8 protein-coding genes are annotated in these 6,305 nt (G+C 54.9%); 6 read left to right on the forward strand and 2 right to left on the reverse strand.

Annotation, left to right across the window (positions count from 1 at the left end; translation table 11 throughout):
* Positions 1-170: 170 nt before the first annotated feature.
* Positions 171-896, reverse strand: coding sequence for a DUF2071 domain-containing protein (locus tag ML541_RS13545; protein WP_243373635.1), 726 nt, complete (start codon positions 894-896; stop codon positions 171-173).
* A gap of 101 nt (positions 897-997) precedes the next feature.
* Here ML541_RS13545 and ML541_RS13550 point away from each other — a divergent pair, with 101 nt between their 5' ends.
* On the forward strand, positions 998-1,411 hold the full coding sequence (locus ML541_RS13550) for a (deoxy)nucleoside triphosphate pyrophosphohydrolase (RefSeq protein WP_243373636.1): 414 nt from the start codon (positions 998-1,000) through the stop codon (positions 1,409-1,411).
* Between the two features lie 32 nt (positions 1,412-1,443).
* On the opposite strand, the gene ML541_RS13555 is transcribed toward ML541_RS13550, so the two are convergent.
* A complete protein-coding gene (locus tag ML541_RS13555) occupies positions 1,444-3,084 on the reverse strand; it encodes a putative manganese-dependent inorganic diphosphatase (RefSeq protein WP_243373637.1) in 1,641 nt (546 codons plus the stop codon).
* Between the two features lie 323 nt (positions 3,085-3,407).
* Here ML541_RS13555 and ML541_RS13560 point away from each other — a divergent pair, with 323 nt between their 5' ends.
* The 5 genes from ML541_RS13560 (at position 3,408) to ML541_RS13580 (ending at position 6,143) form a co-directional block, all read left to right on the forward strand.
* Complete coding sequence (locus ML541_RS13560; RefSeq protein WP_243373638.1) at positions 3,408-3,794, forward strand: XRE family transcriptional regulator; 387 nt, start codon at positions 3,408-3,410, stop codon at positions 3,792-3,794.
* 31 nt (positions 3,795-3,825) lie between these two features.
* On the forward strand, positions 3,826-4,476 hold the full coding sequence (locus ML541_RS13565) for an RES family NAD+ phosphorylase (RefSeq protein ID WP_347710806.1): 651 nt from the start codon (positions 3,826-3,828) through the stop codon (positions 4,474-4,476).
* Positions 4,477-4,638: 162 nt separating this feature from the next.
* Complete coding sequence (locus ML541_RS13570; RefSeq protein WP_243373640.1) at positions 4,639-4,932, forward strand: nucleotidyltransferase domain-containing protein; 294 nt, start codon at positions 4,639-4,641, stop codon at positions 4,930-4,932.
* Entirely contained in the window at positions 4,925-5,299 is a 375-nt protein-coding gene (locus ML541_RS13575; RefSeq protein WP_243373641.1) for a HepT-like ribonuclease domain-containing protein, read from the forward strand. The genes ML541_RS13570 and ML541_RS13575 overlap by 8 nt, the downstream gene beginning before the upstream one ends.
* A 319-nt stretch (positions 5,300-5,618) precedes the next feature.
* Complete coding sequence (locus tag ML541_RS13580) at positions 5,619-6,143, forward strand: L,D-transpeptidase family protein (protein ID WP_243373642.1); 525 nt, start codon at positions 5,619-5,621, stop codon at positions 6,141-6,143.
* Positions 6,144-6,305 lie beyond the last annotated feature (162 nt).

The raw sequence follows: 6,305 nt of genomic DNA on the forward strand, positions 1-6,305 counted from the left end.
GACAATCGAAGAACGAAAGGCGGCCGCAAAAGCCGCCTTTATTTTTAGTTCTTCAGACATTCCGGGGGAGGCAGTCGGGGCGTTGGGAGTAAGCGACGAGCCACAGCGGCGGTCGGACACCCACATATAGACAGGTAAAGACGAGAACATCTGAACAGGTAAGTGTGAATTTACACCGGCTTGAGCGCCCAGACTGCCACATGCTGCGCCCCCGAATAGTGCAGCAGAGGTTTACCTCCTGCTGTCTGCAGGCCATGTGCTTCCAGCATTGTCGTCTGCATATCTGTCAGTTGAGCCCGCTGCAGGTTCCACGGCTGGTGCCAGATCCTTGCCCTGTACAGCTTCTCTTCATAAAAGGAATACAGGCAATAGCGCTCGACCAGGAAGAATTCAAGGGTGTCCAGTGCGGCGACGCCGAGCACCGGTCCGGGCATCCAGGTAGCCTTGAACTCGGCCAGAGGATGGGACAGTCGCCGACTCGAATAAAAGATGCTCTCCTTGTCCGCTCGCATGACCATGGCCGCATGACGGTAGGGAAGATGGTACACCGATCGGGCACCGAAGACCGCCAGGGCCCGATCCGCATCAAGGGAAAAGAACCAGATGCCCGGCACACCCTGGTAGTGCACATATGTGCGCAGGTTGATCTCATGGAAATTACTCAGCCACGGCACCGGGGGAGCGAATGTGGGGCGCAGGTTTTTCAAGGCAAAGGGCGTGATGCCGATCCAGGCGCTGCCGTCGAAGAGGTCGATTTCCAGACCCTCGGGCAGGTGCGGCCGCAGTAGTTCAGGGTTGGCTCGCCAGTGGATGAAGAGGAGTTTCAGCCATGACTGGTACATGACCGGCAATTCTTTGGGGCGCTCCCGGATGGAGAGCCTGTCCATACCGTTCATGGGGTTCATGCTTCAAGTATATCAAATACTGTCAGCTCCGTTTCTTACACAGGTAGTCAGGTAAGTACACAATTATCGGTTATGGTGGAGGAAATTTCCTTATGAATCAACGGATTGCCAGGCATATCCACGTCACCTGCGCCATTGTCGAGCGTGACGGCCTAATTCTCGCCGCCCAGCGAAGCGCTACCATGAACCAGCCCCTGAAATGGGAATTCCCTGGCGGTAAGATCGACCCGGGCGAGACGCCTGAAGCATGCCTGCAAAGGGAATTGATGGAAGAACTGGCTGTTGCTGTGTCCGTATGTGCGCCGCTGCAGCCGGTCACCCACAGCTATCCCGACTGTACCGTTACTCTATATCCCTTCATCTGCACCATTGAAGGTGGTGAGCTTATTCTCAACGAGCATGCGGCCGTGCGTTGGCTCAAGCCGGAGGAGTTGCCGAACCTGGATTGGGCGGCGGCAGATCTGCCGGTGGTTCATAACTATCTAAGGGTGAAGAGTGAAGGGTGAAATCAACCCAAACGAGATCTGCCTAAGAGTCTTCACACTTTGGAAAGGATTTTAAATAGATGCGGTACCATCTGCTTTTTCCGTGACATGATCCCCTTTAGCTCGTAGAGATGGGGCTCCAGCTGGGGATAGTCCATGCAGTGGGCGATGCGGGTGTATCCCTCCACCAGGAAAAGGGAACTTTCCGTGGTGATGTCGGTGACCATCAGCCCTGATATATAGAGCTTCTCCTGCTTTTTCAACGTGGCTAGCGCCGCTAGCAGCGCCTCCTTCATCTCGAAAAACTCATCGTATCCCACCACTTCCACCTGGCCGATGCCCAGGGATTTTCCCTCGTGCTGAAACAGCTTGAAATCGGCCATTACAGCATCCTCTGCCGATTTGTAGTTCTTCAGGGAGCTGCTGGCTGCAAATATATCCCGGCCGAACCCAACAGCATCCACACCAGCCGTTTTCTCCAGCCAGGCGACCATCTCCCGGTCCAGGTCGGTGGTAGTCGGCGATTTCAAAATGACCGTGTCGGAAAGGATACCGGCAAGGAGCAATGCAGCCATGTTCTGCTCGGGCTCAATGTCGCATTCCCGGTAGCGCATTGCCACCAGGGTGCAGGTGCTTCCCACCGGCGAGGTAAAGAAGGCGATGGGCATGGTGCTGTGGCTGTTGCCCAGCTTGTGGTGGTCGATTACCTCGGCTATTTCCACCGCCTCCGCTCCCGGCACCGCTTGACCAAGTTCGTTGTGGTCCACCAGGATCAAGCCGTAGGGGAGGGGGGCAAGAAGGGACGACTTGGTCGCCACCCCCGCCAGGGTTCCGTTCTCCTCCAGGGCTAGGATCGCCGTCTCGGTGCGCAGTTTCTGCTGCAGGTGGGCAAGGGGTTCTCCCAGGCCGATGGTGACGAACCTGGGATCGGCAATGAGGGAGACCGGCGTGGAAAGACGGCTCAGCCAGGCGGTGGTGGCGGTGTCATGTGGGGAAAGCAGCACCGTCACCCTACGCTCCAGGGCCAGGGCCGCAAGATCCGCTTCCAGTCCATGGCCTCCAGTGATAATCAAAATGCGGACCCCTTGCTCAATAGCCGCTTGCTGGATACTCCGGCGGTTTCCGGTAATTATCAGCAACTGGTCGGGTTGCTCGCCGGCAATTCGCTCCAGGAAGGATTCTTCCTCCATGGCACCAATAAACAGCTTCATGACGGATGGATCTTCACAGGCAGTGCCAATGATGACCGTCCCGCCGAGGGTACGGGCGAGGGCCGCCGAAGAAGTGGTCATCTCCCGATGTTGCTCCGGGCACGGGAGCAGCAGGTTTTCCGAGAGCCGCAGCAGGGTCACCACCCCCTGGGGGCGCCTTTGGTTATCCAGTACCGGTAAGCTCCTCACGCCGCTCCCATGGAATTTCTCAAGGGCCTCATAGGCGGTGGCGCCAGGAGAAAGCGTCACCGGCTGCCTGCGCAGTGTGTCCCGCACCTTGGGATGCACGTCGGGCAGGTAAACTGGCTCGGGAATGCCTAGTTTCTGCAGCACGAAGCGGGCCTGGGGATTTGGTTGCCCGGCCATGGCGGCAATGACATTGGTCATGCCCCGGCGCTGTTTCAAGGCAGCATAGGCAATGGCCGAGGCGATGGAATCGGTATCGGGGTTACGGTGTCCTATGACGTAAAAGGTGCGGTCCATGTGTGCTCCTGGATGAATTAGAGAGCATAAGATACACAGCCTCGCTGCCGTTCGCAACCAGGAAGAGCGCAGATAGTGTATTCATTTTTGAAAACCATCTATCTCACGCGGCGACGCATGAGGCTGAGTTTTTTTAGGCTTTTGCCCGATCTGAATTTATCCGCGTCATCCGTGTTATCCGCGAGAGATGCTTTCACTCAGTTCTCAGCATGAGCAAATTTCACTCTTCTCCTCCCACTCCTGCTCCTGCAAATTGTAATTGCTGTAGCAATAAAAGCATGATATTGTTTCTTTAGAAACGAATTAATTCGTGGGAGGAATGCATGGCCCAAGCTGCTGTTAAAGTACCCGAGGCCCACACCCGGGAAGCCGTCCTATCCAAAGCGGTAGTCAATGCCGCCGACCGGCTCGGATTGTCCCAGGCCAAGCTTGCCCATGTCCTGGGGGTGAGTAAAGCCTCTGTATCCCGCCTTGTTGCCGGCACCTACCAGCTTTCCAGCGAAAAAAAAGAATGGGAATTCGCCGTGCTGCTGCTCAGGCTCTTCCGCTCCCTTGATGCCATTGTCGGCGGCGTTGCCACAGATGTGCACAGCTGGATGACCAGCGACAACAAGGCCCTTGCCGGCCGCAAGCCCATGGAGCTCATCACCTCAACGGAGGGGCTGGTCCGTGTCATCTATTATCTGGACGCCAGACGCGGTCTCGTCTAATTCCCATCGCCGGGCCGAATCGCTCTGGCGCATGGTGGAGGCCCAGCACATGGCCTCGACCATGAAACTGGTCGATACCCTGGCCGAGCAGGACCTCCTCGAACAGATCCTCGAAGAAAGCAAACCGCCACTGCCCCGAGACGCGGCCGAGCTTGATTACCTCCTCGCCGCACCCTTCCGCTACACACCGTATACCCCAGGCTCCCGCTTCCATGCCGTTACTGATCCCGGCGTCTTCTACGGAGCCGAAACCATCCGCACCGCCGCCGCCGAAATCGGCTACTGGCGCTGGAAATTCCTCCAGGAAACCACTGGCCTCAATCGCCTGGGCCCCGCAGCCCACACCGCCTTCAGTGTTGCAATTGACGCTACCGCCATAGACCTCCGGTTATCTCCCTTTGACCGAGATACAGCCATCTGGGCCCACCCCACGGACTACACCGGCACCCAGGCCCTGGCGCGCCTCGCCCGCGAAACAGGCATCGAAGCCATTTTCTACCGCTCGGTCCGCGATCCAGAACCGGCATGGTGTGCAGCGCTCTTGACCCCACAGGCCTTCGCCTCCAACCATCACGACCCGGTCACTCAGACCTGGCAGCTGATTGTGACCCGGGATGAAGCAATCTGGCGGCGGGAGATGGGGGAGGGGTTTTCGTTTGGGACCGGCGAGTGGGGTAAGTGAGGCAGTAGTTGTGGTTTTATGGGAGAGGGAAGGTCTAGGCAAAAAAACTGGCGGCGAACTGGAATGATCACCAAACAGAACAGCCTAACTTCACTTGCTCCACTAAAACAAATGTTGTATTACTTATTTTCAACACTATTCGCGAGTTGCGGAGGCAGTCGTATGATACGCAAGGATGATGCTCTTGCAGTGCTAACCAGTTTGAAGCCGGAATTTGCTGAACGATATGGCATTATTGCTTTGGGTATTTTCGGATCGGTAGCTCGTGAGCAGACCACAGGGACGAGTGATGTGGATGTGGTAGTAAAGATGAAAGATCCAAATCTTTTTACGCTAGTCCATGTAAAGGATACTCTTGAGGAAGCCTTGCATGAGCACGTGGATATCGTCCACTACCGTGAACGAATGAACGAATTTCTCAAGAGCCGCATTGATCGGGAAGCAATTTATGTATGATGTCGAACTGGTTTGCGAGATACTGCGCCAGATCCTTGAGGCAGGCAAGAGGATTGAACGGCGTTTTTCTGCAGTGGAGCAGGCAGACGATTTCCTGACAAATGACGACGGCCTCGACAGGCTGGATGCTATTTGCATGATGTTGATTGCTATCGGTGAGAGTCTGAAGAATCTGGACAAGATAACGAACGGCGAGCTGTTGAAAAAGTACCCTGACGTAGACTGGAAAGGGGCAAAGGGCGCGCGGGATATTATTTCCCATCACTACTTCGACCTTAATGCCGAAGCCGTATTCGCTATCTGCAGAAAAGATGTTCCGGCTCTGTTGGCAACTGTGGAAAGAATGCTGGCGGACCTTACGGTATGAGGATAATCTTTCTCACAATAGGCTTGCGGAATGGCAGTAGAGGCAGAACCGCACGCATCGGGCGGTGAGCCTTTTGGGGTTATCAATTTCACTCCTCGCTCTTCACACTTCACTCTTGCATCTGCTCTTCACTCTTTTCTTGCCCTTTCTAACTTCCTACGATTCCTGCCGTTTTTTCCAACTGTAAAATTTCTTTACACATGTAAAAATTTTTTACACTCTAACCCTGCGATTTTTTTATTGAATTTGTGGGGATGGGGGAGTAGAAAAGAGTTCATTAATTTGTAACGCTGAAGGTGTTCGAACAGAAGAGACTGATGTGAAAAAGCTATTCCTCGCATTTGTAGTAATAATCATCGGCTCAGTGGCTGTCATCTGGGTACTCAGCAAGCAGCAGAGCAAGTCTCTTCCCGCGGGTGTGGTTGCTGACAGGATTCTGATCCAGAAGGGTCTTCGCAGGTTGACTGTCTTTAGGCAGGGAAAACCGCTCAAGACCTACCAGGTGGCACTGGGGCGCAATCCGCAGGGCAAGAAAACCAAAGAAGGCGATTGCAGGACTCCGGAAGGCATCTATACCATCGACCGCCGCAAGCAAAGCAGCAAGTATTGCCGAGCCCTCCATATTTCCTATCCAAATCAGGCTGATGTCGCCCAAGCCAAGGCACGGGGCGTATCGCCAGGTGGTGATGTGATGATCCACGGCCTGCCCAATGCCCTCGGTTTTGTCGGTAAACTGCACCTGATAAGGGATTGGACACTGGGATGTGTTGCGGTGACGAATCCGGAGATTGAGGAAATTTGGCGGGTGGTGCCTGATGGGGTGGTTGTGGAGATAGTGCCGTAGGAATTGGGAAATTGCACGAAGTCCTTCGTAGCGAAGGGTAGATTCTATTCGTAAGTGCACCACGTGATAAAAAAGCAGGACATGATGGTTTTCTGGTAGTGTGTGAAGCGCGACCAACACTCACTACGGAAAGGAACCCACCATGTCCTACAGCCATTTTAC

Origin of the sequence: Geotalea sp. SG265 (assembly GCF_022808985.1) — a bacterium.
Taxonomy (GTDB): domain Bacteria; phylum Desulfobacterota; class Desulfuromonadia; order Geobacterales; family Geobacteraceae; genus Geotalea.

Bases quoted from the DNA above. Each gene is read 5' to 3' on its own strand.
- ML541_RS13545 (WP_243373635.1), bottom strand. From the start codon at position 896: ATGAACGGTATGGACAGGCTCTCCATCCGGGAGCGCCCCAAAGAATTG.
- ML541_RS13550 (WP_243373636.1), top strand. From the start codon at position 998: ATGAATCAACGGATTGCCAGGCATATCCACGTCACCTGCGCCATTGTC.
- ML541_RS13555 (WP_243373637.1), bottom strand. From the start codon at position 3,084: ATGGACCGCACCTTTTACGTCATAGGACACCGTAACCCCGATACCGAT.
- ML541_RS13560 (WP_243373638.1), top strand. From the start codon at position 3,408: ATGGCCCAAGCTGCTGTTAAAGTACCCGAGGCCCACACCCGGGAAGCC.
- ML541_RS13565 (WP_347710806.1), top strand. From the start codon at position 3,826: ATGGTGGAGGCCCAGCACATGGCCTCGACCATGAAACTGGTCGATACC.
- ML541_RS13570 (WP_243373640.1), top strand. From the start codon at position 4,639: ATGATACGCAAGGATGATGCTCTTGCAGTGCTAACCAGTTTGAAGCCG.
- ML541_RS13575 (WP_243373641.1), top strand. From the start codon at position 4,925: ATGTATGATGTCGAACTGGTTTGCGAGATACTGCGCCAGATCCTTGAG.